Origin of the sequence: Kribbella sancticallisti (assembly GCF_039530625.1) — a bacterium.
Lineage (GTDB): Bacteria > Actinomycetota > Actinomycetes > Propionibacteriales > Kribbellaceae > Kribbella > Kribbella sancticallisti.
Map to the genome: position 1 here is coordinate 1 of NZ_BAAAOS010000025.1, position 24,531 is coordinate 24,531.

A 24,531-nucleotide genomic window follows, 5' to 3' on the forward strand; every position below is an offset into this window, starting at 1 on the left:
GGTGGGGGCTGGGGTGCGGGGGTTGTGGGTGCGTGGTGGGGGCGGGTGGTGGAGGTTTGGCCTAGGTGGATGGGGGCGGGTGGGGCTAGGTGCAGGATTTGGCGGGAGAGGTGGTCGCCGTCGCCGGTGAAGAGGGAGTCGGGGAACTGGGTTGGTGAGCCGCCTGCTTGGCGGGCGATGGTGGCTAGGGCTGCTAGGTCGGCTTGGGGGCTGCCTGAGTACTCCTGGAGGCGGAGGCCTGCGTCGGTGATGACTGGGCGGCCGTCGGCGTCGAACATGACGTCGCGGAGGTCTAGGTGACCATGGACCAGCCCGGCTCGGTGCATCGCGGCCAACCCCTGTGCGAGTGGGCTGATGAGGGTGACCAGTTCGCCCAGGGACAGCGGACCCCTGCGTTCTAGTAGCGCGGCTAGGGTGCCGGCGGCGACGTACTGGCTGAAGAGGAGCCATTCGCCCTCGGCCTCGCGGACGTCGAGCAGCCTGGCGACGTGCGGGTGGTCGATCGATCGGGCCAGGGCGATGTCGGTGGTGAACGCCTCGGCGGAGGGGATGGAGGTCTTGGGGACGCGTTTGAGCACGGCGTGCCGGCCGGAAGCCAGGTCCCGGAGCAGCCAGACGGTGCCGACCGAACCGGACCCGAGCCCACGGCGCAAGCTGTAGCCGGCGAGGTCTTCGAGTGCCATGCCTTAGAGGTTGCCCGAATCGGCGTCGGCGTCGCGGAAGTTATCCACAGCGAGGGCCGGGGCTGGGTGCCTGTGGACGGGGGCGAACGGCCGCAGATCGGTCGGCATACACTCGATGGCGTGAGGGCTATCAAGTATGTGGAGGCCGGCTTCGGCGCCGACGCGGTGGATTACGAGCAGGCGTGGGCCGAGCAGCGCCGCCTGCACACGGAAGTTGCCGAGGGCACCGGATCTGACACGGTCATCCTGCTCGAGCACCCGCCGGTCTACACCGCCGGCAAGCGCACCGAGCCGCACGAGCGGCCGATGGACGGGACGCCGGTGGTCGACGTCGATCGCGGTGGCAAGATCACCTGGCACGGGCCGGGCCAGCTGGTCGGCTATCCGATCGTGAAGCTCGCCTCACATGTGTATGTCGTGGATTATGTGCGCCGGTTGGAAGAGGCGCTGATTGCGGTCTGTGGCGAGCTTGGTGTGCGTACTGGGCGGGTGAAGGGGCGCAGCGGCGTGTGGGTTCCCGCCGATGAGCGTGGGCGGGAGCGGAAGATCGCGGCGATCGGGATTCGGGTCGCGCAGGGTGTGACGATGCACGGGTTCGCGCTGAACTGCGACAACGATCTGAGCTGGTTCGACCGGATCGTGCCTTGTGGGATCTCCGATGCGGATGTGACCACGTTGTCGAAGGAGCTTGGGCGGGACGTTGCGATCGCCGAGGTACTTGAGCCTGTGCGGCGACAGTTGGACAAGCTGCTGGCTTGGGATGAGTACGAGCGGACGCCGGATCTGGAGCATGAGGATGAGCCGACTCCGGCGGGCATTACGTACGGTCTGACGGTCTGACGGTCTGAGCTTCTGTACTCCGCTCACTGGCTCGCAGCGCGGGCTCAGCAGCGTGGTCGATTGGGGCGGATGGCAAGGAGTCGCCGAGGGGCTCGGTGGTCACCGGCGGAGCTATCTGCTCGGCGGCCCGGCCGGATCGGGTCGGGCTTCCGCGATCGGGCTTGCTGACCACCGATGCGCTTGCGGCCCGGCGATGGGCTTACTGGTCGGATGGCTTGCTGGTTGCTGGAGGGCGGCGGTGGGCCTCGGCCTGTTCGGCGCGGCACTGGTGGTGCTGACGCCGGATGGGCTTGCTGGTGACTGAAAGCCGGATGGTCCTCGGTGTTGCTGGGGCGCTGCGGGGTGCGTTTTTGTTGGTGCTCTGTGTTACCGGGTGGAGCTTGTTGGGCTCGATCCGGCCGGCTGGATGGTTGTGCGGTGGTGGATTGGTGGGTGGTTCACGCCGGTGGAGACGTAAAGATTGAGCGAAGTGTCGTCGCTGCACGGAGCGTAAACGTCGCTACGGTGGGGATGTGTCCAAAATTCTCGGCTTCCTCCTCGGCATCGCCGTAGCGCTCGTCGGGCCGGCCATGTTCGGCGTACTCGCGGCAGACGGCGGTATCGAGCTGAACGCTAAGGAGATGGCGCTTGCCTATGGCATCGGAGCGCTGATCTTCTGGGCCGTGGTGTCGTATTTCTCGGGTGCCGCGGCACTCGGTGCGGCGCTGACCTTCGGCGCGATGATCTACACCGTGCACTGGATTCCCAACCGGACGACGAATTTCCTCAACGACGTTCCCGGGGTGACGACCCGGATGATCGACGGGATCAAGCAGTACACGCTGAACGGTGTGGTGCCGATTCTGGCGGTGATCTCGTTGGTGTTCGGGATTCAGCAGATTGTGCGGGCGGTGCAGCGGCGGCGGCGTGAGCGGGCGGAGGCCGCGCGGCGGCAGGCGGAGCAGGATGCTGCTCAGCAGCAGGAGATGGATTCTGCGGCGGCGTATCCGGTGGGTGGGGGTGAGTATCAGCCCGATAGCCGGTTCGCAAACAACTTTGGCAATACGAGTTATGACGATCTGTTTGATGAGGAGCCGCGGGCGGTGCCGCCGCGTAGTCAGGCTGATGAGCAGACCGCACAGTTTGCGCAGTCGCCGGTTGCTGAGGTTGAAGAGGATCGCGACGAGACGGTGTTGGTGCCGACCGATCGCGATGAGACGGTGATGGTGCCTACCGGCGACGGTTCTGGTGATCGAGACGGTGATCAGTCGCGCGGTGAGCCGGCGGACGAGGCGATTGATCGGTCGGACGACGCGACGCAGGCGGATGAGGACACGAGGCTGACACCCGAGGCTTCGGACGACGACTCGAGGCCTGTGGGAGATGACGCGAGGCTTGCGGGAGATGACGCGGAGCCGGTCGCTGGTGGCGCGGACGAGGGCGGGAGGCCAGGGCGTGATGGTGCGGATGACGGCACCGCCAGGTCTGAGGCTGAGGCTGCTGGCGAGAAGACGGTAATCGCGGGTGCGGGAGACGAGGACGAGCAGGAGGCAGTTGCGCCTAAGCCAGCTGGTGGGGCTACTCAGGCTCCGCAGGCTTCTGCTCCTGGGAATCCGGGGCCGGCTACTGCGGTGACGCCTGCGGCTGGGCCGGTGCCTGGTGTGCAGCAGGCGCCGGTGGTTAAGCCGGATTTGCCGCAGGCACCTGCGCCGCAACCCGATGCGCAGCAGACACACCAGTCACCTGCCGCGCCCCAGGCGGCTGCGCCGCAGACCGAGGCATCACAGACCGCTGAACCGCAGGCGATAGCACCCCAGGCAGCGGCAGCGCAGGCCGCCAGCCCGGCGGCAGTTGCGCCGCAGGCGGTGGCGTCGCAGAGTGCGCCAGCCCAGACTGCGGCTCAGGCGGTTGCGCCTCGGCGGGTTGAGGAGGTTGGGCAGCAGTATCGGGAGCGGATGGATCCGCCGGATGTTGATGACACCGGGGAGTTTCACCTGGGGGCTTTTGAAAGTCCCGGGCGGGGCGATGAGCACACTGCGCCGATGATGGGGCTCAGGCCCGCGGGGGCTTAGAACACAAGTAGATAAGAGAACAACCGCCGCTCTTCCTGTAGAGGGAGGGCGGCGGTTTGGGGTTACGCGACGTGCATGCGTTGGTGGTGGCCCCAGCGGGCGTGTTCGGCGAAGGCCTCGTCGTAGGCGTGGATGGCCATTTGGCAGACGTCGGCGGACATCTGGGCTCGGGGGGAGTCGGTGCTCCAGGCAAGCATCAGGCGGCGGTGGATGGGGTTGCCGGCCAAAGGGCGGGTGGTGACGTCGCTGGAGAGCATTCGGTACGACGTGGGCGAGATCAGCGCGACGCCCTGGCCACTGGTGACGAAGCCCATCAGGACCGACGTGTCCACCGAGTGGTGTTCGATCTTCGGCTGGAAGCCGGCCTGTTCGCAGGCGGAGCGGAAGAGTACGTGGAAGCCGCTGTCGTCCGGTGGCTCGCCGATCCACTCCTCCCCCGCCAGGTCGGCCAGGTCGATCTCGCCGCGGTGCCTGGTCGCGGCGGCCAGCGGGTGGTCGGCCGCCATCACCGCGTACGCCGATTCGGACTCGACGATCGTGCACGCGTCGACCCCGCTCGGCAACCGCAGCTCGAAGCCGGGGAACTCGCGCAGCAGGGCGAAGTCGAGCCGGCCGCTCTCCAGCTGTTGCAGCAGCACGCTGGTGGCCCACTCGACCTCGATGCTGACCTGCTCGATCTCGCCGTGGTCGCGCAGCCGGCTGGCGATCCCCGACATCGGTGCGGTCGGGAATCCACCCAGCCGTACTGCGCTCGACTCCACCGCCGTCATCGCCGAGACCGTCGCGGACAGGTGGTCGACGTCGACCAGGATCGCCCGGGCCCGGTCCACGGCGTACCGGCCCAGGGCGGTCGGGGTGACTCCGGTGCGGGAGCGCTCGAACAGCTCACCGCCGAACGCCGACTCGATCCGCTTCAGCTGCGCGGTCAGGCTCGGCTGGCTGACCTTCAGCCAGCGGGCGGCCCGACCGACGGACCCCGCTTCTGCCACCAGGACCACCACCCGCAGGTGGCGCAGCTCGACGTTCATGCGTTGTGACCGTAGTCCAGGTCGCCGCTCCGCACACAGCTATCCCGTATTGCGGTTTCGTCACAGTGGGCAAATTCTCTGTAACGTTCGCCGCGCTGTCACGATAGGTCAGGTCGACTTGATCGAAATCGCCTCTCGGTAACCGAGCCGCCGCCCCGTCTGCAGCAGCGTCCGCTCGTACAGCCTGGCCCCGAGCCGGACGATCAGCACAGTCGTCAGCAGCAGGATCAGGATGGCCAGCAGCGGTTGCCAGACCGGCACGTGCTCGGTGAGCATCCGGCCGGGCATCGCCATCGACGACGCGACCGGGACGAACGAGGCGACCGTCTTGGCGTTCGCGCCGGCGAAGACCGAGAAGAAGAACGGGATCATCAGGATCATCTGCCCAGGCAGCGTGGTCGAGCCGAGATCCTCCTGCCGGGTGGCCAGTGACCCGGCCACTGCCCACAGTCCGGCGAGCGCCACGAAGCCGAGCACGAAGAAGACCACGAACCAGCCCGCGACCGGCGCGATCACTTCCAGGATGTCGGCCTGACCGGTGGCCAGCAGCCCGAGCAGCGACGCGGCCGCGATCACGACGATCTGCGACAGCGCGAGCACCGTGTTGCCGATCACCTTGCCCCACAGCAACGCCCGAATCGGTACTGCGGCCGCCAGGATCTCCACGATCCGGCTCTCCTTCTCCTGCACGACGCTCTGCGCGATCATCATGCCGAAGCCCAGCGCGGTCATGTAGAAGGCCAGGGCGAGACCGATGTTGACGAAGTCCGCCACGATCTCGGGCAGCGGCCCCGGACTCAGCAACCGCTCCTGGAGTTGCGTGTTCGCCCGCAACTGCTCAGGGGTCAGACCGGCCTGCGCCGCGTTCTGCTCCATCCCGAGGTTGACGGTCGCCTCGCGCAGGATGTTCTGCAGGCCCGAGTCCACCTTCTGCTTGCCCAGTACGACGAATCCGCCGTCGCCCGGCAGCAGAGCCGCCTTCACCTCGCCCTCGCTGACGAGACGTTCCGCCGACGCGGCGTCCGTAGTACGGGTGACTTCGTAGCTTTCGCCGCCCTTGATCGCGTCGGCGCGTTCCACGATCCGCGCGCCGGCGTCGTCCAGGACCGCGATCTTGTCCGGCTTGCCGTTGCCCGCGATCAGCGCGGGGATGATGACGGCGGCCAGCACCACGATCAGCATGAAAGCGGTGCTGCCGAGGAAGGTCTTGTCGCGGATCTTGGTGCTGATCTCGCGCTGGGCGACCAGTTGCCACGGGTGCCGCAGGGTCTCGTTGCTCATCGGGTCGCCTCCCGGAAGACGTCGCTCAACGCCACGCGCTCGGGCCCGAACTCGAGCACCGGCCCACGGCTCATCGCCTGCTGCAGGACCTGTTGCACCAGGCCCCTTTCGTCCTCGGTCCCGACATCGAACAACGCGGTACCACCGGCGACGTCACGCACCTTGATCCCCGGTACGTCGCGCAACCAGCCGGCGTCACCGTCCAGCACCAGCCGGTACGTCGACGCCGGGCCCGCGGCGAGTTCGGCAACCGGGCCCGCGGCAACCACCTTGCCCCGGGACAACACCACCAGGTCGTCGCACAGGCGCTCCACCAACTCCAACTGGTGGCTGGAGAACAGCACCGGCACCTGCGGCGTGACCTCCTCGCGGAGCAGGTCGACCATCGCGTCGACGGCGAGCGGGTCGAGTCCGCTGAACGGCTCGTCCAGGACCAGCGCGATCGGCTCGTGCACCAGCGCGGCGGCGATCTGGACCCGCTGCTGGTTGCCCAGCGACAGCGTCTCCAGGGTGTCCCCCGCCCGCTCGGCCAGCCCGAGCCGGCCGAGGATCTTCTCGGTCCGCTCGGCCGCCTTCGACGAGTCGAGTCCGTGCAGCCGGCCGAAGAAGACCAACTGCTCGTGGATCTTCATCTTCGGGTAGAGGCCGCGCTCCTCCGGCATGTAGCCGAAGTCTCGGCGGACCTCCTGGCTCAGGGGCGCACCGTTCCACCGCACCTCGCCGCTGGTCGCGGCCAGCACGCCGAGGATGATCCGCATCGTCGTCGTCTTGCCGGCCCCGTTCGCCCCGACGAAGCCGGTCATCCGACCCGGCACCACGTCGAAGCTCACACCGTCCAGCGCGAGGTGATCACCGAACCGCCGGGTCAACCCAGCCACGCTCAGCATCCCGTTCACCGTTCCTCTGCTACTTCGGCCCCCGGACCGGACGCACGCCCAGCCGCTCCCGCTCGGAAGCAGTTCCAACGCTAGTCATCCGGCCTCTCGATCACGTCGGTCCGCAGAGTGATCGGCCAGGTCATCCGCAGGGAGGACCAGCACCCGCCAGGGTCTGCTCGCGGGGCCGCGCGAAGACACTCGGCGGAACCGCCCGGGGTGACCCGGTGAACCGTACGGTTGGCTGGTGACGTTCGTTCGGGCCCTGCTGCGAGCCGCCCACCGCCTGCTGACCGACGACAATTTCGACCTCTGGTTGCTGACCGCCGCGGCCGCCGTCTTCACCGTCCTCGGCATCGTGGACGTCGCCGACATGAGCGTGCTGAGCTCGGCGATCCTGGCGCTGCTCGCGGCCCTGGCAGTCGCCCAGATCCGGTCCCGCAAACTGGTCGCGCAGCTCGCGATCGACGGCTCGAAGTCGGCCGGGGTGCTGTTGCGCCAGTTCCCCGAGGACCTGATCAGCCGGCGGGCCGAGGCCGACGACATGCTGCTCATCGGCATCGCGATGGCACGCACGATCCAGGGCGCCCGGGACGATCTCTACCGGGCGTTGATGCGAGGCGCGAGAATCCGCGTTCTGGTCGTCGATCCGACCGACGACAGGCTGGTCGAGCAGGCTTCGATGCTCCGCCCGGCGGGCCGTACGGCGTTGCTGGCCAGGCGGATCAGGACGACGCTGGACGAACTGGTCGAGCTCAAGGGCAGTACGAACGGGAACCTGGAGATCCGGGTCGCGCGCTTCGTTCCCCCGATCGGGGTGAGTCTGCTGCGAGGCGTTCGCCCGGCCAGCATCACTGTCCAGCATCCCGAGCTCCGGCCCGCCTCCGAACCAGGACCGATCCTTCACTTCGAGGAGTCCGACAGCTGGTTCGCCTTCTACGCCCAGGAAGCCGAGCGGCTCTGGGAGGCGGGCACTGCCTGGCCGCTGCCGTCCACCCAGCAGCTGAGGTCGATCGCGCGCCCGCAGTTCACCGACTCCTTCGGGACAACACTGATCACCTCGATGAAGGCCGCGTCCGACCTCTTCATCACCGGAATCACCCGCAACACGCTGCTGAACTCGAACTACCTCGAGTTCGAGCGGCTGCTGGCGGCGGGATGCCACCTCCGGGTCCTGCTGATCGCGCCCGATTCCGCTGCCGCCCGCGGCGCGGCCGAGCGGTACTACGCGGAGCGGTCGGAGGAGTCGACCGTCACCAGGATCGAGCACTCGCTACGTCTGCTGACCCAACTAGCGACATCCACCGGCGCCTCACTGGAGGTACGCCTGACGACCTATCTCCTCTCATCCGGGATCGTCGCGGTGGACATCCCCGACGACCACCGCCACGAGTCGTCCGGGCTGTTCGTCGAGTACTACACCTTCCAGGCTGACGGCGAGCCGAAGTTCGTCCTGTTGCCTGGCGACGCGGGCTTCGACCAGTTCCTGGGCGAGGCCGAGAAACTCTGGGCCGACGCGACGCCCTTCCTCCCCGTCGCGAAGTCGTAGGGCGGACCGGCAGCTAGATGGTGCCGGTCGGTTCGCCGGGGTGGTCTTCGAGGGCCTGGACGGCGCCGAGAAGACTGCGATGAGCGATCTCGTCGCGCTCGTACTCCGCCGGGTCCATCAGCCACTCGCTGACCGGCTGGGTGCCCGGCTCGCCCGGGCGGTCGGCCACATCCATGGCCAGCTCGGTCTCGACCTCGATCTCCAGGCCGTGCAAGAAGTCGTCGCCTGTCGGGGTGCTCATCTGTCCTCCAGCTGGGTTTCGTCCGGTTACCCGCAATGACAAGACAGCGGACAGAGCTGTGACAGTCACAGATCGCGGGGCTGCGCTGTCTAGCTGTCAGAGGATCCGTGCGACCCCAGAGGAGCTGAGCCTTGCCCGCAGCGACAACCAGGATCCGGTACCGGGTCCGGATGACCGCGCGCCCGATCGACGAGCCGCACCGGGCGGCGAGCTCGCTGGAACTGCTGTTCGACCTGATCTTCGTGGTCGCCATCGCCGCCGCCACCGCCGAGTTCGCGCACAGCATCGCCGATGCTCACGCCCTGGACGGGTTGCTGCCGTTCCTCCAGGTGTTCTTCGCGATCTGGTGGGCCTGGATGAACTTCACCTGGTTCGCCTCGGCCTTCGACACCGACGACGTCGCCTACCGGCTGCTGACCATGCTCCAGATGGCCGGCGCGCTCGTCCTCGCCGCCGGGGTGCCGGTCGCGTCCGAGCACGGCGACTACCGGGGCGTGACCCTCGGCTATCTGGTGATGAGGATCGGGCTGGTCGCCCAGTGGTTGCGGGCGAGCATCGAGGATCCCGAGCGCCGGCGGACGGCCCGGCGCTACGCGGCGGGAATCTCGGTCCTCACAGCCGGCTGGCTCGTCCGCCTGGTTCTCGGGCAGGCCGGCCTGCTGCCGCACACGATCGACGTCGTGGTGTTCGTCGCCCTGGCCGTGCTGGAGATCGCCGTACCGAGCTGGGCCGAGCGACCGCGGCCGACCAACTGGCATCCGCATCACATTGCCGAGCGGTACGGCCTGTTCACGATCATTCTGCTCGGCGAGAGCGTGCTCGCCGCGACGATCGGCCTGCAGAGCGCACTGGACGCAGCCAAGATCAGCGTCAATCTGATCGTGATCGCCGCCGCCAGCCTGGTCGTGCTCTTCGCCCTCTGGTGGCTCTACTTCCTCGAACCCGCAGGCGTTGGGCTCCGCAACCGCCGCGAGCGCTCGTACCTGTGGGGCTACCTCCACTACGGCCTCTTCGCCGCGCTCGCCGCAGTCGGTGCGGGTCTGGAGGTAGCTGTCGAGCAGACGGGGCACAAGGTCAAGGCATCCAGCCTGCAGACCTGCTACGCGGTGGCGATCCCCACTGCCGTGTTCCTCGTCCTGCTGTGGGTCATCAACCGGGTGCTCTTCAGCGAGCCGGTAGTGCGACCCAGCGCAGTACTGGTCTCGGCTGCCCTCATCCTGCTCCTGCCGCTCGCGGCTCCGGGGCTCGGAGTGGCTGCCGTGATCGCCGCGATCGCCACGGTCTGCGTGCTGCTCGTGTCAGTGCTCGTCGCCTGGAACCACAAGGCCGCACTCGTACGCGAACACGACGGCCTGGACGCGGTCGCGGAGGCCTAGTTTGAGCAGGACCCGGGAAACATGGGTCTTCACTGTCGCTTCGCCGACGAAGAGCTGGGTGGCTATTTCGGTGTTGGTCAGGCCGCGGGCGATCAGCCCGAGCACCTCCCGTTCGCGCTCGGTCAGGTCGGCGACCAGGTCCGGGCGGTAGACACGTTCGCCGCCACCGGTGAACCGCTTGATCACCCGGCGGGTCACCTCGGGCGCGAGCAGGGCGTGGCCGGAGTGCACCACCTGGATCGCCTCGACCAGGTCCTCGGGCGCGGTGTTCTTCAGCAGGAAGCCGCTGGCTCCCGCGCCGAGCGACTCGAACAGGTAGTCGTCGCGGTCGAACGTGGTCAGGATCACCACCTTGCTCGCGTCGGCGGCGACGATCCGCTGGGTCGCGGCGATGCCGTCGAGGCCGGGCATCTGCACGTCCATCAGTACTACGTCCGGCCGCAACTCCAGGGCGAGCTCGACCGCCTTCTCGCCGTCGGCGGCCTCCCCGACCACCTCGATGTCGGGTTCCACCGAGAGGATCATCCGGAATCCGGCCCGGACCAGGTCCTGGTCGTCCACCAGCAGGACGCTCATCGGCGTACCGGCCTCGCTCATGACTGCGGTTCTCCTTCGAGGGGCGGGGGCGGCTGCAACGGGATCCGGGCGCGGACCCGGAAACCACCCACCGGGCGGGGACCGATCTCGCTCTCGCCGCCGAGCAGGCTGACCCTCTCACGGATCCCGACGTGGCCCAGCCTGCTGCCGACCGGTGCGTGCTTCGGGCGGCCGTCGTCGATCACCTCGACCTCGACCGCCGTGTCGGCCAGATAGCGCAGCGTCACGTGGGCGCTGCGCGCGGTCGAGTGCCGCCGGACGTTCGTCAGCGCCTCCTGCGCGATCCGGTAGACCGACACCGAGATCGTCTCGGGCAGCTTGACCGGCTGCCCGATCTGGTGGAACCCGACCGACAGTCCTTCGCCGGTCGCGGAGACGACCAGCGCCGGCAACCGGTCGGCACCGGCCTGCGGAGCCTTGCCCGCCGGTACGCCGAACTCCTCGTCGTCGAGGTCGGGGTCAGCCGCCCGGAGCATGCCCAGCAACTGGCGCATCTCGTTGACCGCGGTCCGGCTGGAGTCCTCGATCACCCCGAGCGCGTTCTTCGCGGCCTCCGGATCCGACTCCATCACCCGGCGGGCACCACCGGCCTGGATGCCGATGCTGCTGATGTGGTGCGCGACCACGTCGTGCAGCTCGCGGGAGATCCGCAGCCGCTCGTCGATCACCGCGCGGCGGGCGTTCGCCTGCTGCTGGGTGGCCAACTCGATCGCCTGCTGCTCGAGCTCGTGCCGCTGCCGGGCCACCCCCCACGCGGTACGGCCCCAGAAATAGGCGCCGAAGAAGTAGAGGACGTTGAGCGCGGTGTTCAGCAGCACGAACGAGACGTACGGCGAGAGCATGCCCTCGTTGGCGCCCTTGATCGCGTCGGTCTGCAGGGCCTTGACGAACCCGTAGAACAGCCAGCAGAACATCCCGATGAAGATGACGACCATGGTCAGCTTCATCCGGCGGCGGTCCCGCGCCCACGCGGCAGCGGCGTACAGGGCCATGAACTGGGAGATCTGCGTCACAAGGTTGCCGGCGAAGGCGAACGGCACCCGCTCCCCCGCGGTGAAGAACAGCACCGACACGACCAGCAGTACGGCCAGCGGGTAGCGGCGGCGGAAGCACAGCGGCAGCGGGATCGCGGCGCTGAGCAGGTACGCCTCGATGCCTCCGGCCCCCATGTCGACCGCGCCGGGTGAGGTCGCCTTGGCCAGTTCGGTGCCGACGAGACCCGCGAAGGCCATCCCCAGGCCCAGCGCGATGTCCCGGTTCAGCTCACGGCGGCTCGGTACCGGCCGCTGCCACACGGCGCCGGAGGTGCCGGTCGCGGGCGGCGTCCCGGGCTGCGAGGTGGACATGGCTGCCCAGCCTACGGGTGGCCTGGCCGATGCTCCGGCAACGCCGCGTACTCTGGTGGGCGTGACGATCGTTCCAGAAGGACGGAAGCTGCTCAGACTCGAAGTGCGCAACGCGGAGACCCCGATCGAGCGCAAACCCGAGTGGATCAAGACGCGCGCCAGGATGGGCCCGGAGTACCAGAAGCTGCAGGCGCTGGTGAAGTCCGAGGAGCTCCACACGGTGTGCCAGGAGGCCGGCTGCCCCAACATCTTCGAGTGTTGGGAGGACCGTGAGGCCACCTTCCTGATCGGCGGCGACCAGTGCACCCGGCGCTGCGACTTCTGCCAGATCGACACCGGCAAGCCGCTCGCGCTGGACCGCGACGAGCCCCGCCGGGTGGCCGAGTCCGTCACCAAGATGGGCCTGCGGTACGCGACCGTGACCGGCGTCGCCCGCGACGACCTCGACGACGGCGGCGCCTGGCTGTACGCCGAGACGATCCGCCAGATCCACGCGCAGAACCCCGGCACCGGTGTCGAGATGCTCGCACCCGACTTCAACGCCGTACCGGAGCAGTTGGCCGAGGTGTTCTCGTCCCGCCCCGAGGTGTTCGCGCACAACGTCGAGACGGTGCCGCGGATCTTCCGCCGGATCCGGCCCGGCTTCCGCTACGAGCGCTCCCTGGACGTCATCACCCAGGCCCGCGACTACGGCCTGGTCACCAAGTCGAACCTGATCCTGGGCATGGGCGAGACCCGCGAGGAGGTCAGCCAGGCGCTGACCGACCTGCACGGCGCCGGCTGCGAGATCATCACCATCACCCAGTACCTGCGGCCCTCGGTGCGGCACCACCCGGTCGAGCGGTGGGTCCGGCCCGAGGAGTTCGTCGAATTGAAGGAGGAGGCCGAGGAGATCGGCTTCGCCGGAGTCATGTCGGGCCCGCTGGTGCGTTCGTCCTACCGGGCCGGTCGGCTGTACCGTCAGGCTGTGGAGTCGCGGATGACCTCCGCGGCACTGGATGCTTAGTCCCTCGCTCAACATCGGACAAAGGTAGAGATGGCCAAGAACGACGCACCCGCCGAGAAGACCGGCCGGCTGAAGCAGATCCGGTCGGCGTACCAGCTGACCAAGAAGTCCGACCCCCGGATCGGGCTGCTGCTCGCCGCGATCTTCCTCGGCGTGGTCGCCGTGTTCGTGGCCCTCGGGATCTTCGTCGGGCCGCTGCTGGTCTGGACCCCGCTGGGTGTCGCGCTCGGCTTCCTGGCCGCCACGATCATCTTCGGCCGCCGGGTGGAGAAGGCGGCCTACAGCCAGATCGAGGGTCAGGCCGGCGCCGCCGCGTCCGCGCTGCAGACGCTGCGCCGCGGCTGGAACGTGACGCCCGCCGTCGCGGTCACCAAGAACGCCGACATCGTGCACCGGGTGGTCGGCCGGCCGGGCATCGTGCTGGTCGGCGAGGGCCAGGCGAGCCGGGTGAAGAACCTGCTCGCAGCCGAGGGCAAGAAGCACACCCGGGTCGCGGGCGGCGCGCCGGTGATCCAGATCGTCGCCGGTCAGGGCGAGGGCGAGATCGACATCCGCAAGCTGACCAAGCACGTGATGAAGCTGCCGCAGGCGCTGCAGCCGTCCGAGATCACCGACCTGCTGCAGCGGCTGAAGGCGCTGGACGCCGTCCGCCCGCAGGTGCCGATGCCGAAGGGCCCGGTGCCGACCAGCATGAAGGGCGCCCGGCAGGCCATGAAGGGCCGCTGACCCGGCGTAGATCTGGCGTCTCCTCGTTCGTCAGACAGGATGAGAACATCCTTTTTCGAGCGAGGAGGTAACGCGATGGTGGTCGACGACGTTTTCCCTATTGTGATCACCGCTGATCTGGACCGCCTGCTGCCGTTCTACACCGACGTCCTCGGTGGGGAGCAGGTGTACCAGTTCCCGCCCGAGGGCGCTCCGGCGTACGTCAGCCTGCGCTACGGCAAGGCCGCGCTGGGCCTCGGGCACGACCCGGAGTACCGGCGGGCGGCCGGCACCCCGGCGATCTCGCTGTGGCTGTACGTCGACGACTGCGACAGCGCGGTCGAGCGAGTCCGGGGAGCGGGCGGGCGGATCACCGAGGAAGCGGTGGACCAACCATGGGGCGAGCGGGTGGCACGTGCCGAGGACCCCGACGGCAACCTGCTCATCTTCGGCCAGCGCGCCGGATAGATCTCCCGGACCTCGTGTCGCATCCTGAGGCCACCACCGGCCTTAGGGTGCGACGCAGGAACGGATGAAACCCGAGGTAGACAGATGACCGACCTTTATCCCGCGGTGCACGAGCCGGCGGTGGAGACGTGGCCCTCCCTGGCGCCACCCCGCGCCAACCCGGTACGCCGGGCCGGCGCGTCCGCCGCGCTGCGGATGATCGCGCGTGATCTGCCTGCCACCATCACCCTGGACAACCGCCAGTACGGCCTCGGCGGTCCCGGCATGGTCGTGCACCGCACCGGGCCGTTCCTCGCCCGGCTCGGCCAGGACGCGGGCTCCGGCTTCGGCGAGGCCTACCTGGCAGGCGACTGGGACCCCGAGCCCGGCACCGATCTGGCGGATCTGCTGCTCCCTTTCGCCGAGCGGTTCAGCTCCGACCAGGACCGGCATCTGCTGCCGAGGTGGGCGCAGTCGCTGCGCTGGCTGGTCACCCGGAGCCTGCCGGGCGACCAGGAGAACGACCGGGCCGGCGCCCGGGAGAACGTCAGCCGACACTACGACCTGAGCAACGCGATGTTCTCGGAGTTCCTGGATCCGACCCTGACGTACTCGGCCGCGCTGTTCGACCAGCAGCCCGCCTCGGATCTCGCGACAGCGTCGTACGACGAACTGACGCAGGCGCAACTGCGGAAGCTGGACGCGATCCTGGACGCGGCCGGGGTGAAGGCCGGGTCCCGCGTGCTCGACATCGGGTGCGGCTGGGCAAGTCTGGCGATCCGCGCGGCGCAGCGGGGCGCTTGGGTGACGGCTATCACAATCGCTTCGCAGCAGGCGCTGCTTGCTCAGCGTCGGATCGCCGACGCCGGGGTGAGCGACCGAGTGCAGGTGGCGCTGCGGGACTACCGGGACCAGATCGGGGTCTACGACGCCGTACTGAGCGTGGAGATGATCGAGGCCGTCGGCGAAAAGTACTGGCCGGTGTACTTCGACGCGATCGAGCGGCGGCTCGCGCCGGGCGGGGTTGCCGTAGTACAGGCGATCGTGATGCCGCACGAGCGGATGCTGGCCACCCGGAACACGTTTACCTGGGTCCAGAAATACATCTTTCCCGGCGGGCTGATCCCGTCGGTCCGGGTGATCGAGGAGGTCACCTCGCAGCACACGGGGCTCAAGGCGGAGGTGCTCCGCCACCTGGGTGCCGACTACGCCCGGACCCTCAGGATCTGGCGCAACCGCTTCATCGAGCGCTGGCCGGAAATCGCCGGCCTCGGCTTCGATCCCACCTTCCGCCGGATGTGGGAGTTCTACCTCGCCTACTCGGAAGCCGGTTTCCGGGCCGGCTACCTGGACGACGTACAACTCCTTTTGACCAAGCGCTAGCGGCGTACTACGACCGTGTTCGCGGCCTTGTCGTGCAGGCCGCGGCGGTCGCGGTCGTAGACGACGGCGGGGAGCACCAGGCAGATCAGCAGGGAGCGGATGGCGCCGCCGAGCAGGCCGACCTGGGCGGCGTAGCCAGTACCGCTTGCCTGGCCCGTGCCGCCTGTCTGGGTGCGGATCACCCGCAGGCCGAGCAGGCGGTGACCGATCGTCGCGCCGCCCAGGCCGGTCAGGATCGCCGACATGGCGAAGAACACAACCAGTTGGGCGGTGCTGGTCTCGTTGCCGCCGGCCCACAGGGGCCGGCTGGTGATCGCCGACGCGATCAGCCCCGCGATCAGCCAGTCGACGAACAGGGCGGCCACCCGGCGTCCCCAGCCGGCTACGGAGCCCGGTCCGTCCGCGGGGAGGCCGAGGCGATTGCCCGGATAGCGGAACTCCTCGGTGGGTCCTGCCCCGGATTGCGCAGATGATGCCATGATGACGAGGCTACCTAGGCGGCCCGGGATCTCACTGCCCTGCCCGCCCCCTCCAGTGGGTCAGCGCGGACACGCTGGGCGTAACATCCGCGAAACATTGGGGTCACGGCCGAGTAATCGGCAGGGCCTACGTTCAGAACAATCTCTGAGCCACCCCGAGGAGTATGTATGTTTTCCAGCGCTGAGGAGCTGCTCGCCTACGTCAAGGACGAGGGCGTCGCGTTCATCGATGTCCGGTTCTGTGATCTGCCGGGCATCATGCAGCACTTCACCGTCCCGGTGTCGTCATTCGGTCCCGAGGTCTTCGAGGACGGCCTGCAGTTCGACGGTTCGTCGATCCGCGGCTTCCAGCAGATCCACGAGTCGGACATGTCACTGCTGCCCGACCCGACCACGGCGTACCTCGACCCGTTCCGCCGGGACAAGACGCTGATCGTCAACTTCTTCGTGCACGACCCGCTGACGGGTGAGGCGTACAGCCGTGACCCGCGCAACATCGCCCGCAAGGCGCAGGAGTACCTGAAGTCGACCGGCATCGCCGACACCGCCTTCTTCGCGCCCGAGGCCGAGTTCTACGTCTTCGACGACGTGCGGTTCGAGACCAAGCAGAACGAGAGCTACTACCACATCGACTCCGTCGCCGGCGCCTGGAACACCGGCCGGGTCGAGGAGGGTGGCAACCGCGGCTACAAGGTCCGCTACAAGGGTGGCTACTTCCCCGCGCCGCCGGTCGACCACTTCGCCGACCTGCGCAACGACATCACCAAGCACCTCGAGACGAGCGGGCTGACCGTCGAGCGCGCCCACCACGAGGTCGGCACCGCGGGCCAGGCGGAGATCAACTACCGCTTCGACACCCTGCTGACCGCGGCCGACGACGTGATGAAGTTCAAGTACATCGTCAAGAACACCGCCTGGGACGCCGGCAAGACCGCGACCTTCATGCCGAAGCCGATCTTCGGTGACAACGGCTCGGGCATGCACTGCCACCAGTCGCTGTGGAGCAACGGCGACCCACTGTTCTACGACGAGTCCGGCTACGGCGGCCTGTCCGACGTCGCCCGCTGGTACATCGGCGGCCTCCTGAAGCACGCCCCGTCGCTGCTGGCCTTCACCAACCCGACGGTGAACTCCTACCACCGCCTGGTGCCGGGCTTCGAGGCGCCGGTCAACCTGGTCTACTCACAGCGCAACCGCTCGGCCTGCATCCGGATCCCGATCACCGGCTCGAACCCGAAGGCCAAGCGCATCGAGTTCCGCTGCCCGGACCCGTCGGCCAACCCGTACCTGGCCTTCTCAGCGCAGTTGCTGGCCGGCATCGACGGCATCCGCAACAAGATCGAGCCGGCCGACCCGATCGACAAGGACCTGTACGAGCTGCCCCCGGAGGAGCACGCGTCGGTCAACCAGGTCCCGACCTCGCTGCCGGCCGTGATCAACTCGCTCGAGGCCGACCACGACTTCCTGCTCGAGGGTGACGTCTTCACCTCCGACCTGATCGAGACCTGGATCGACTTCAAGCGCGAGAACGAGATCGCCCCGATCCAGCTCCGCCCCCACCCGCACGAGTTCGAGCTGTACTACGACGTCTGATCGTCAGCGTTCGGCGAGCCCACCCGCGACCGCGGGTGGGCTCGTTTCGTTTCACAGGGTTCTCCCAGAAGCTCACAGGAATCGGTGAGTTCGGGGAGCCATGCTTCGGGCATGACGACGATCGAGGTACGCGAGTTGACCAAGCGGTACGGGTCCGACACGGTGGTGGACGAACTCTCGTTCACCGTCGAGCCTGGGCACGTGACCGGGTTCCTGGGGCCCAACGGGGCCGGGAAGTCCACGACGATGCGGATGATTCTTGGGCTGGCGCCGCCTAGCCATGGTTCGGTGCGGGTGGGCGGCCGGGCGTACGGGCAGTTGGCGGTTCCCCTGACCGAGGTGGGTGCGCTGCTCGACGCTGGTGCGCTGCATCCGGGCCGCCGAGCCGAGGATCATCTGCTTGCCATTGCTTTGAGCAACGGCCTCGCCCGCGGTCGGGTGGCCGAAGTACTGGGGATGGTGGGGCTGGAGAAGGTGGCGCGCCGACGGGCCGGGACGTTCTCGCTCGGCATGCGGCAGCGGCTCGGGATCGCGGCCGCGCTGCTCGGCGATCCGCAGGTGCTGATCTTCGACGAACCGGTGAACGGGCTCGACCCGGAGGGCATCCGCTGGATCCGGGACTTCATGCGCACCCTGGCCGCCGAAGGGCGTTCGGTGCTGTGCTCGAGCCACTTGATGAGCGAGATGGCGCTCACTGCCGACCACCTGGTCGTCATCGGCCGCGGCAGGCTCATCGCCGACACGAGCATGAGCGAGTTCACCAGGTCGAACGGCCAGGGCACCGTTCTCGTCCGCGCGGAGTACTGCGACGAGCTGGCTCGCCACCTCACTGCCGCCGGCGGCGAGGTGCGAAGCGGTCCAGAACGGTCGCTCATCGTCTCCGGTCTGGACTCCACCGAGATCGGCCGGCTTGCCTCCTTTCACGGCGTCGCCCTCGTCGAGCTGACCCCGCAGACGCCCTCGCTGGAGGACGTCTTCATGGAGCTGACCCGGGACAGCGTCGAGTACGAGGGGGCGGCGGCATGACCCAGCAATTCATCCAACCTGCTCCGCCCGTCGAACCGATTCAACCCACCAGCGTGCGCTTCACCGACCTGCTCCGCTCCGAGTGGACGAAGTTCCGCAGCCTGCGCTCGGCTTGGTGGGCGCTCCTGGCGATGCTGGTGCTCAGCACCGCCGTCACCCTGCTCGTCTGCGGCAACGGTGACCAGCTGTACGGCGAACTGAGTCCAGCGGAACGGCACACGTGGGACCCGACCGGGGTAGCGCTCAACAGCTTCTTCCTCAGTCAGCTCTGCATCAGTGTGCTCGGCATTCTCGTCATCACCTCCGAGTACGCCACTGGCATGATCCGTACGTCGCTGGCCGCGATGCCGCGACGAGGGCGACTGCTGGCCGCCAAGATGCTGGTCTTCACCGCGGTCGCGCTGCTGGCCGGGCAGGTGACCTCTTTCCTCAACTTCTTCGTCGGCCAAGCGATGATCGGCCGGCACGACGGGGTGCCGAACGCGGCGCTGGGCGACGGCGGAGTACTGGAGGCGGTCTTCGGTACCGGCCTCTACGTGGCCGCGATCGGTCTGCTGGCGGTGGCCGTCGGGACGCTGGTCCGAGCGACGTCGGGCGGCCTGGCCGTGCTGGTCGGCATCACGCTGCTCGTGCCTGCGTTCGGCGGCGCCTTTCCTTCCTGGGTGAGGGAGGCTTTCGCGTACTGGCCGTCGCTCGGCGGGCCCGAAGTACGCAATGTCTATCCGACCGCGGAGTATCCCGACGCGTGGCAGAACCTGGCGGGGATGAGTGTCGGCATCGCGGTGGTGTTGGTTGCCGCCTTCGTGCTGTTCCGGCGGCGCGAGGTCTGACGGTGGCATTCTGGCTGGTATGGGCGACGGGGAACGGCAGGCCAGAGGATGACGAGTGAGCTTGCCGGTGAGCGTCTGCTCGTGGTGGATGACGAGGCCACCGTCCGGGAACTGCTGTCCGCGACTCTGCGCTTCGCCGGGTTCTCCGTGACGTCGGTCGCCACCGGAGCCGAAGCGGTCGACGCCGCCACCCGCCAACAGCCCGACCTGGTCCTGCTCGACGTCATGCTCCCCGACGTGGACGGTTTCGAGGTCGTACGGCGACTGCGCGAACAGCGTCGCGGCGACGGGCCGGTACCGGTGCTGTTCCTGACGGCTCGGGACCGGCAGGCCGACAAGGTGACCGGCCTCTCCCTCGGCGCCGACGACTACGTCACGAAGCCGTTCGATCTGGAAGAGCTCATCGCTCGGATCCGAGCGATCTTGCGCCGCACGTCGGGGTCGCCGCTGGGGCTGTTGACCGTCGGCGAACTGGAACTCGATCCGGATGGGCATCAGGTGACTCGGGCGGGGCAGGTCGTGCGGCTGTCCCCCACCGAGTTCCGCTTGCTGCGTTACCTGATGCAGAACGCCGGGCAGGTCGTATCCAAGGTGCAGATTTTGGATCGGGTCTGGGACTACGACTTCGGCGGCGACGCGAGCATCGTCGACACGTATATCTCCTATCTGCGCCGCAAGACGGACACCGCTGAGCCCAAGCTGATTCACACGGTCCACGGGGTGGGCTATGTGATGCGGGAGCCGCGTCGATGAGAAGACTGCTGCAGCGGCTCTCGCTGCGTCTGCGGTTGCTGCTGATCACGCTCGCGTTGCTGGTGGTCGGGCTCGGAGCGGGGAGCACGGTCGTCGCGAGCCTTCTGCAGAGTCATCTGCAGCATCGGATGGACTCCGAGCTGCGATCCGTCGGAGGGCTTCTGGCGCTGGCACCCGGGCCGATCAAGTCCGGGCCGACCACAACGCCGGGCGAGGTGGATGCGCAGCGCCTGGCGGCCGGCCTCGACCTGTTCGGCAGCCCGTACTTCCTGTTCTTCGATGCTCAGGGCAACGTCACGACCGAGGTCCACTCACCGCGCACGCCGGTCGGGCGGCTGCCTGCAGTCGAGGACATGCGGCGGGCCGAGCCCGATGGTTCCGTGCTCTCGATTCCGGCTGCTGACGGCTCCGGCCAATGGCGGGCTGTGTCCTTGCAGCGTCCTCAGCAGGACGGCAGGTTGGTGCTCGCCGGCTCGTTCGCCGAGGCCGACGCGACCGTCGCCCGGGTCAGGACGAGCAGCCTGATCGCCGGTGCGGTCCTGCTGGCCGCACTCACCGGGGTCGGCTGGTTCGCCATCAACGCGGGGTTGCGGCCGCTGCGCAGGATCGAGCACACGGCTACTTCCATCGCGGCAGGCGACCTGTCCCGCCGCGTCCCCGAACTGGCCCCGGCCACGACGGAAATCGGCCGACTGTCGGCTTCGTTGAACACGATGCTGGGCCAGTTGGAGCGCGCCTTCGCGGACCGCGCGGCGTCCGAGGCCCGGATGCGGAGCTTCGTCTCCGACGTCAGCCACGAACTGCGTACTCCGCTGTTCGGCATCAAAGGCTCCACCGAGCTGTACCGGATGGGCGCCCTGCCCGAGCGCGCCGACGTCGACGCGACCATGCATCGCATCGAGCGCGAGGCGACCCGGCTCGCTGCTCTGACCGAGGATCTGCTGCTTCTCGCCCAGCTCGACGAGGCGCCCGGCGCGCAACTCGAACCGGCCCCGATGGACCTGCGCACGCTCGCCAACGACGCTCGCCACGACTTACGCGCCCTCGACCCCACTCGACCGGTCGATCTCACCGGTCCCAGCGGCGGCCCGCCGGGACCGGCACCCGTGTACGGCGACGAAGCGCGCCTGCGCCAGGTCGTCACCAACCTCGTCGGCAACGCCGTGGCCCACACACCGCCCGGTACTCCGGTCCGCATCGGCGTCGGCACCTCGGGAGGCCGGGCCGTCCTCGAAATCGCCGACCAGGGCCCCGGCATGACCGCCGACCAGGCGAGCCGGGTCTTCGACAGGTTCTACCGGGCCGACCGCTCCCGAGACCGCTCCGGCGGCGCCAACGCGGGCCTCGGCCTGGCCATCGCCCGTTCCCTGACAGAGGCCCACGGCGGAGCCGTCGAACTCGAGACCGCACTCGGCCAGGGCGCGTGCTTCCGTTTGACCTTACCTCTGCTCGCCAGTGACTGAGACAAGGATAAGTCGAGTAAATTCATTGGAATAGACTTCTTGGCATGAGCCTCGAGTTCCTCTGGTACATCCCGAACCAGGTTGAGCCTGGTCACCGCGGCGACGACACGCGGGTCGGTCACAACAGCCTCGAGCGGCTGACCGAACTGGCCCGGTTGACCGAGGAGCATGGCTGGGGTGGGGCGTTGCTCGGGACGGGTTGGGGACGTCCAGACACCTTCACGGTGGCGACGGCGCTCGCGGCGCGGACCACGACGTTCCAGCCCCTGGTGGCGATCCGGCCTGGCTACTGGCATCCCGCGCACTTCGCGTCGGCGGCGACCACGCTCGACCAACTCAGTAGTGGGCGACTGCTGATCAACATCGTGTCCGGCCGGGACAACCTGGCGGCGTACGGGGACAGCGAGGGGGACCAGGCCCAGCGGTATGCCCGGACCAAGGAGTTCCTGCAGTTGGTACGCCGGCTGTGGACCGAGGAGGACATCACCTTCACCGGCGACTACTTCTCCGTCGCCGGATCGACCGTCAGCACTCGACCCGTAGTACGGGAAGGGCGGCCGCACCCACGCCTGTACTTCGGGGGCGCGTCTCCCGCGGCTGAGCGGGTCGCCGCCACCGATGCCGACGTCCAACTCTTCTGGGGCGAACCACTCGACGGCATCGCCGAGCGCATCGACCGCCTGCAGGGCCTGACCGCCGAACTCGGCCGCGAACACGCGCCGCTCGAATACGGCCTGCGGATCACCACCCTCGTCCGCGACACCACCGAGCAGGCGTGGGCCGACGCCGAGGCCAAGGTGGAAAGCATGGCCCACGACGCCGACCACCGAGACCCCCGCCGCTTCCGGGCAGCCGGCCAGCAACGCCTACTCGACCTGGCAGAACGAGGCGACGTCCTCGACGACAACCTCTACACCGCCCCCGGCAAGTACGGAGGCGGCGGCGCCGGCACCACCTGGCTCGTCGGCTCCCCAGAAGACGTAGCCAAGTCCCTCCGCAAGTACCAGGACCTCGGCATAACCCACTTCATCCTCTCCGACACCCCATACCGCGACGAGCTCACCCGAATCGGCAACTCATTGCTTCCGCTAGTGGCCCCGGATCGAGCCGCGCCAAGCCTTGCCCCACTTGATCTGCAGGTCCGTTCAGACATGATGATGTGACGGTGGCGAAGAAACTGCGGCAGGTCGAGAAAATTCAGGCTGAGCGAACCGAGATCGGACGACGAATCAAGACCCTCACCAAGAAGGCGCGCGCCAAGACGATCACACCTCTTGAGAATGACGAGTTGCTCTTGCTTCAACACAAGCATCGCGACCTCGGACGCCGCCTAGCCAAGATTCTGACGAAGCCGAGAATTCTCGACCCACTTGAACTGGCTAGGAGTCGAGCGAAGGGCAGCCGGACGAGACAGGGTCCTGCCGGAGGAGTTCGCCACATCGTCGGAGGCGGAGCACCCGGGCTCGGCAAGCGGTCTTGAGTACACCGCTCCGGTCTCGATGCCTGGCGCCACTTAAGTAGTCGAGATCTCCGTATCCATCGAGCTGTCCATACCCGAGGTTCCTCACCGTCGTAACGGCCGCTCGGCAGCAACTCGACTCGGAGGGGTGGTTGTCGGTAGGTTCCTCGGGGCTTCTGGGGTGGATCCGGGGTGAGGGGTTTGGACTGGGGGCTATGGTGGAAATCACCGAAAGTAGGGGATCCGCCACTCCCTGTTGCCGGAGAGGTGGGACTCGCCGCCCAGTTGTAAGGAGTCCCGATGGTTGTCTATCTGCCGCGCTCCGCGTGGGGTGCTCGCGCGCCCAGTTCCGGTCCGGGGCAACTGGTCGCATCCCGGGTGCTGGGCACGGTGATCCACTGGCCCGGGACCGGGACGACCAGGCCGATCCACACGCGGGCAGCCGTCGCGTCGGCGCTGCGCGGTTGGCAGGCGTACCACATGGACTCGCGCGGCTGGTCCGACATCGCCTACCAGGTGGCGGTCGACCAGGCGGGGCGTGCGTGGACCCTGCGTGGACTGCGAACCCAGTCCGGCGCCAACGGCAACACGGATCTCAACCGGAAGTACGGCGCGATCCTGCTGGTGCTCGTCACGGGTGAGCAACCGACCAGCGCGATGAAGGCCACGGTCCGGGGCGTCGTCGCCGACTTCCGCCGGTTCTACCCGCGCGGCCTGGCGATCCGGCCGCACTCCGCCGTCCGGCCCGACGGCACCGACTGCCCAGGACCCGCCGCCCGCGCGGCGCTCGCACGTGGGGACTTCACCCCGAACAGCTCACCGGAGGACGAGATGACGCCCGCCCAGATGCAGGAACTGAAGAACTTCATCGAGGCCCGTACGCAGGCCTACGCCGTCTGGCTGAAGCGGCAGATGGCGCCGGAGGTCGAGCGGATCGTGCAGCGGTACACCCTCGGTATGCAGGAGTGGGAACGCCAGACCGACGCCGCCGATGCCGCCCGCGCCGCCGCCGCCGTCTGGGCCACCGAGCCGCCGCGCCCCGGCCAGGAGCCGACCGAACCGACCGACCCGGTCGATCCGGCCGATCCGACCGAACCGACTGAACCGCCGGACCCCAACGAGCCGACGGAGAACGGGCCGACGGACCCCAACGGACCGACGGAGCCGACAGGGCCGGGCGGACCTACCGATCCGGTCGACCTCGACGACCTCCCGCCGTTCCCACCCCTCCCCGAGGACCCCACGGATCAAACCGACCCGGCCCCGAGCGAGCCGAGCGAGCAAGCTGAGCCGGCCGAGCCAACTGAACCGAGCGAGCCGTCCGAACAGAGCGAGCCAAGCGAGACCGGGGACCACGCGATCCCGGGCGAGCCAGGCGAGGCCGGGGACAACGCCATCCCGAGCGAACCCGCCGAGGCGAAGCCGGGCAACTGACGCTCCCCACTGCCACTCCCGCCCCGTACTACGCTGCCGCAGCCCGACGCCGCCGCGTCGAGGCTGTGGCTCGGAGTGGCCTCGGC

At 68.3% G+C, this 24,531-nt stretch carries 24 protein-coding genes; 16 read left to right on the top strand and 8 right to left on the bottom strand.

All coding sequences use genetic code 11. The features are described 5' to 3' along the window. Nucleotides 1–683 (bottom strand): protein kinase domain-containing protein (locus tag ABD255_RS20090; RefSeq protein ID WP_344216114.1); only part of this gene is annotated, 683 nt, incomplete at its 3' end. 120 nt (nucleotides 684–803) lie between these two features. On the opposite strand from ABD255_RS20090, the gene lipB reads away from it, so the two are divergent. Both lipB and ABD255_RS20100 read left to right on the top strand, forming a co-directional pair. After that, on the top strand, nucleotides 804–1,523 hold the full coding sequence (gene lipB, locus ABD255_RS20095; protein WP_344216306.1) for a lipoyl(octanoyl) transferase LipB: 720 nt from the start codon (nucleotides 804–806) through the stop codon (nucleotides 1,521–1,523). 512 nt (nucleotides 1,524–2,035) lie between these two features. Continuing rightward, nucleotides 2,036–3,574 carry a hypothetical protein gene (locus tag ABD255_RS20100; RefSeq protein WP_344216116.1) on the top strand — a complete coding sequence of 513 codons (1,539 nt, stop codon included), beginning with the start codon at nucleotides 2,036–2,038 and terminating at the stop codon, nucleotides 3,572–3,574. A gap of 62 nt (nucleotides 3,575–3,636) precedes the next feature. Here the strand turns inward: ABD255_RS20100 and ABD255_RS20105 are convergent, their stop codons facing one another. From ABD255_RS20105 to ABD255_RS20115, 3 genes are all read right to left on the bottom strand, one after another. After that, nucleotides 3,637–4,602, bottom strand: coding sequence for a LysR family transcriptional regulator (locus ABD255_RS20105; protein WP_344216118.1), 966 nt, complete (start codon nucleotides 4,600–4,602; stop codon nucleotides 3,637–3,639). Nucleotides 4,603–4,710: 108 nt separating this feature from the next. Further along, nucleotides 4,711–5,883 (bottom strand): ABC transporter permease, encoded by a 1,173-nt coding sequence (locus ABD255_RS20110; protein ID WP_344216120.1) that lies wholly within the window; start codon nucleotides 5,881–5,883, stop codon nucleotides 4,711–4,713. Beyond that, complete coding sequence (locus ABD255_RS20115) at nucleotides 5,880–6,770, bottom strand: ABC transporter ATP-binding protein (protein WP_344216122.1); 891 nt, start codon at nucleotides 6,768–6,770, stop codon at nucleotides 5,880–5,882. The genes ABD255_RS20110 and ABD255_RS20115 overlap by 4 nt, the downstream gene beginning before the upstream one ends. A gap of 235 nt (nucleotides 6,771–7,005) precedes the next feature. Between ABD255_RS20115 and ABD255_RS20120 the strand changes: the two genes are divergently transcribed. Continuing rightward, nucleotides 7,006–8,307, top strand: a complete 1,302-nt coding sequence (locus ABD255_RS20120) for a hypothetical protein (RefSeq protein WP_344216124.1) — start codon at nucleotides 7,006–7,008, stop codon at nucleotides 8,305–8,307. A 13-nt stretch (nucleotides 8,308–8,320) separates the two neighbouring features. Here ABD255_RS20120 and ABD255_RS20125 read toward each other — a convergent pair whose 3' ends face one another. Next, the gene (locus ABD255_RS20125) at nucleotides 8,321–8,548 is read right to left on the bottom strand and encodes a hypothetical protein (protein WP_344216126.1); all 228 of its coding nucleotides are present in this window, start codon (nucleotides 8,546–8,548) and stop codon (nucleotides 8,321–8,323) included. Nucleotides 8,549–8,679: 131 nt separating this feature from the next. Between ABD255_RS20125 and ABD255_RS20130 the strand changes: the two genes are divergently transcribed. Beyond that, nucleotides 8,680–9,924, top strand: coding sequence for a low temperature requirement protein A (locus ABD255_RS20130; RefSeq protein WP_344216128.1), 1,245 nt, complete (start codon nucleotides 8,680–8,682; stop codon nucleotides 9,922–9,924). Here the strand turns inward: ABD255_RS20130 and ABD255_RS20135 are convergent. Both ABD255_RS20135 and ABD255_RS20140 read right to left on the bottom strand, forming a co-directional pair. Beyond that, nucleotides 9,847–10,521, bottom strand: a complete 675-nt coding sequence (locus tag ABD255_RS20135) for a response regulator (protein ID WP_344216130.1) — start codon at nucleotides 10,519–10,521, stop codon at nucleotides 9,847–9,849. The two genes, ABD255_RS20130 and ABD255_RS20135, sit on opposite strands and share 78 nt — an antisense overlap. After that, entirely contained in the window at nucleotides 10,518–11,867 is a 1,350-nt protein-coding gene (locus ABD255_RS20140) for a sensor histidine kinase (protein ID WP_344216132.1), read from the bottom strand. The genes ABD255_RS20135 and ABD255_RS20140 overlap by 4 nt, the downstream gene beginning before the upstream one ends. Nucleotides 11,868–11,928: 61 nt before the next feature. Here ABD255_RS20140 and lipA point away from each other — a divergent pair, with 61 nt between their 5' ends. The 4 genes from lipA to ABD255_RS20160 all read left to right on the top strand — a co-directional run bounded on the left by lipA (nucleotide 11,929) and on the right by ABD255_RS20160 (nucleotide 15,408). Beyond that, the gene (lipA, locus tag ABD255_RS20145) at nucleotides 11,929–12,873 is read left to right on the top strand and encodes a lipoyl synthase (RefSeq protein ID WP_344216134.1); all 945 of its coding nucleotides are present in this window, start codon (nucleotides 11,929–11,931) and stop codon (nucleotides 12,871–12,873) included. 30 nt (nucleotides 12,874–12,903) lie between these two features. Continuing rightward, nucleotides 12,904–13,599, top strand: a complete 696-nt coding sequence (locus tag ABD255_RS20150; RefSeq protein ID WP_344216136.1) for a DUF4191 domain-containing protein — start codon at nucleotides 12,904–12,906, stop codon at nucleotides 13,597–13,599. A gap of 75 nt (nucleotides 13,600–13,674) precedes the next feature. Continuing rightward, nucleotides 13,675–14,046: a VOC family protein gene (locus ABD255_RS20155; protein WP_344216138.1), complete on the top strand. Its 372-nt coding sequence runs from the start codon at nucleotides 13,675–13,677 to the stop codon at nucleotides 14,044–14,046. 84 nt (nucleotides 14,047–14,130) lie between these two features. After that, nucleotides 14,131–15,408, top strand: a complete 1,278-nt coding sequence (locus tag ABD255_RS20160) for a class I SAM-dependent methyltransferase (protein ID WP_344216140.1) — start codon at nucleotides 14,131–14,133, stop codon at nucleotides 15,406–15,408. Here the strand turns inward: ABD255_RS20160 and ABD255_RS20165 are convergent. Beyond that, nucleotides 15,405–15,887: an RDD family protein gene (locus ABD255_RS20165; protein ID WP_344216142.1), complete on the bottom strand. Its 483-nt coding sequence runs from the start codon at nucleotides 15,885–15,887 to the stop codon at nucleotides 15,405–15,407. The two genes, ABD255_RS20160 and ABD255_RS20165, sit on opposite strands and share 4 nt — an antisense overlap. A gap of 168 nt (nucleotides 15,888–16,055) precedes the next feature. Here ABD255_RS20165 and glnA point away from each other — a divergent pair, with 168 nt between their 5' ends. The 8 genes from glnA (at nucleotide 16,056) to ABD255_RS20205 (ending at nucleotide 24,445) form a co-directional block, all read left to right on the top strand. Beyond that, on the top strand, nucleotides 16,056–17,480 hold the full coding sequence (glnA, locus tag ABD255_RS20170) for a type I glutamate--ammonia ligase (protein WP_344216144.1): 1,425 nt from the start codon (nucleotides 16,056–16,058) through the stop codon (nucleotides 17,478–17,480). A 111-nt stretch (nucleotides 17,481–17,591) separates the two neighbouring features. Further along, entirely contained in the window at nucleotides 17,592–18,506 is a 915-nt protein-coding gene (locus tag ABD255_RS20175; RefSeq protein WP_344216146.1) for an ATP-binding cassette domain-containing protein, read from the top strand. Beyond that, nucleotides 18,503–19,336 carry an ABC transporter permease gene (locus tag ABD255_RS20180; protein ID WP_344216148.1) on the top strand — a complete coding sequence of 278 codons (834 nt, stop codon included), beginning with the start codon at nucleotides 18,503–18,505 and terminating at the stop codon, nucleotides 19,334–19,336. The genes ABD255_RS20175 and ABD255_RS20180 overlap by 4 nt, the downstream gene beginning before the upstream one ends. Nucleotides 19,337–19,384: 48 nt before the next feature. Next, complete coding sequence (locus ABD255_RS20185) at nucleotides 19,385–20,089, top strand: response regulator transcription factor (protein ID WP_344216150.1); 705 nt, start codon at nucleotides 19,385–19,387, stop codon at nucleotides 20,087–20,089. Beyond that, nucleotides 20,086–21,552, top strand: coding sequence for a sensor histidine kinase (locus ABD255_RS20190; protein WP_344216152.1), 1,467 nt, complete (start codon nucleotides 20,086–20,088; stop codon nucleotides 21,550–21,552). Before ABD255_RS20185 ends, ABD255_RS20190 begins: the two co-directional genes overlap by 4 nt. 44 nt (nucleotides 21,553–21,596) lie before the next feature. Beyond that, entirely contained in the window at nucleotides 21,597–22,715 is a 1,119-nt protein-coding gene (locus ABD255_RS20195; RefSeq protein WP_344216154.1) for an LLM class flavin-dependent oxidoreductase, read from the top strand. A 2-nt stretch (nucleotides 22,716–22,717) separates the two neighbouring features. Continuing rightward, a complete protein-coding gene (locus ABD255_RS20200) occupies nucleotides 22,718–23,032 on the top strand; it encodes a hypothetical protein (RefSeq protein ID WP_344216156.1) in 315 nt (104 codons plus the stop codon). 279 nt (nucleotides 23,033–23,311) lie between these two features. Beyond that, nucleotides 23,312–24,445 (top strand): peptidoglycan recognition protein family protein, encoded by a 1,134-nt coding sequence (locus ABD255_RS20205; protein WP_344216158.1) that lies wholly within the window; start codon nucleotides 23,312–23,314, stop codon nucleotides 24,443–24,445. Nucleotides 24,446–24,531 lie beyond the last annotated feature (86 nt).

What these genes read in the sequence shown, in the direction of transcription:
- ABD255_RS20125 (WP_344216126.1), bottom strand. Translation starts at nt 8,548, where the DNA reads ATGAGCACCCCGACAGGCGACGACTTCTTGCACGGCCTGGAGATCGAG.
- ABD255_RS20180 (WP_344216148.1), top strand. Translation starts at nt 18,503, where the DNA reads ATGACCCAGCAATTCATCCAACCTGCTCCGCCCGTCGAACCGATTCAA.
- ABD255_RS20195 (WP_344216154.1), top strand. Translation starts at nt 21,597, where the DNA reads ATGAGCCTCGAGTTCCTCTGGTACATCCCGAACCAGGTTGAGCCTGGT.
- ABD255_RS20165 (WP_344216142.1), bottom strand. Translation starts at nt 15,887, where the DNA reads ATGGCATCATCTGCGCAATCCGGGGCAGGACCCACCGAGGAGTTCCGC.
- ABD255_RS20115 (WP_344216122.1), bottom strand. Translation starts at nt 6,770, where the DNA reads ATGCTGAGCGTGGCTGGGTTGACCCGGCGGTTCGGTGATCACCTCGCG.
- ABD255_RS20150 (WP_344216136.1), top strand. Translation starts at nt 12,904, where the DNA reads ATGGCCAAGAACGACGCACCCGCCGAGAAGACCGGCCGGCTGAAGCAG.
- ABD255_RS20140 (WP_344216132.1), bottom strand. Translation starts at nt 11,867, where the DNA reads ATGTCCACCTCGCAGCCCGGGACGCCGCCCGCGACCGGCACCTCCGGC.
- ABD255_RS20105 (WP_344216118.1), bottom strand. Translation starts at nt 4,602, where the DNA reads ATGAACGTCGAGCTGCGCCACCTGCGGGTGGTGGTCCTGGTGGCAGAA.
- ABD255_RS20205 (WP_344216158.1), top strand. Translation starts at nt 23,312, where the DNA reads ATGGTTGTCTATCTGCCGCGCTCCGCGTGGGGTGCTCGCGCGCCCAGT.
- ABD255_RS20160 (WP_344216140.1), top strand. Translation starts at nt 14,131, where the DNA reads ATGACCGACCTTTATCCCGCGGTGCACGAGCCGGCGGTGGAGACGTGG.
- ABD255_RS20135 (WP_344216130.1), bottom strand. Translation starts at nt 10,521, where the DNA reads ATGAGCGAGGCCGGTACGCCGATGAGCGTCCTGCTGGTGGACGACCAG.
- ABD255_RS20155 (WP_344216138.1), top strand. Translation starts at nt 13,675, where the DNA reads ATGGTGGTCGACGACGTTTTCCCTATTGTGATCACCGCTGATCTGGAC.
- glnA (WP_344216144.1), top strand. Translation starts at nt 16,056, where the DNA reads ATGTTTTCCAGCGCTGAGGAGCTGCTCGCCTACGTCAAGGACGAGGGC.
- ABD255_RS20185 (WP_344216150.1), top strand. Translation starts at nt 19,385, where the DNA reads ATGACGAGTGAGCTTGCCGGTGAGCGTCTGCTCGTGGTGGATGACGAG.
- ABD255_RS20110 (WP_344216120.1), bottom strand. Translation starts at nt 5,883, where the DNA reads ATGAGCAACGAGACCCTGCGGCACCCGTGGCAACTGGTCGCCCAGCGC.
- ABD255_RS20175 (WP_344216146.1), top strand. Translation starts at nt 17,592, where the DNA reads ATGACGACGATCGAGGTACGCGAGTTGACCAAGCGGTACGGGTCCGAC.
- ABD255_RS20190 (WP_344216152.1), top strand. Translation starts at nt 20,086, where the DNA reads ATGAGAAGACTGCTGCAGCGGCTCTCGCTGCGTCTGCGGTTGCTGCTG.